This window comes from Sulfitobacter sp. HI0040, assembly GCF_001634885.1.
In the GTDB taxonomy this organism is placed as follows: domain Bacteria; phylum Pseudomonadota; class Alphaproteobacteria; order Rhodobacterales; family Rhodobacteraceae; genus Sulfitobacter.
In genome coordinates this window covers 1-253 of record NZ_LWEX01000517.1, presented here as the reverse complement: position 1 = coordinate 253, position 253 = coordinate 1, and the positions used below count along the sequence as shown (strand labels likewise).

Genomic DNA, 253 nt, shown 5'->3' with positions numbered 1-253 from the left:
GAGAAATATTGTTGCTAGTTAGGGTCAGGACTCATAGCCAGTAAATGACGAGGGCGGCCAGGGCGATAGCTGACAGGAAGACCTTCGGGCATCTGTCGTATCGGGTTGCCACCCGCCGCCAGTCCTTCAACCTTCCAAACATGACCTCGATCCGATTGCGACGTTTGTAGCGGCGCCTGTCGTACTTGACGGTTTTCTTGCGCTGGGTTCGGCCGGGGATGCATGCGCGTATCCCTCTGTCTTTCAACGTTTC

Annotated in this window: 1 protein-coding gene; it reads right to left on the bottom strand. The window is 55.7% G+C overall.

Annotated elements, in window-relative coordinates:
- Positions 1–31: 31 nt before the first annotated feature.
- Positions 32–253, bottom strand: a 222-nt coding sequence (locus A3728_RS19970) for a transposase (RefSeq protein WP_150120910.1), incomplete at its 5' end; no start/stop codon positions are given.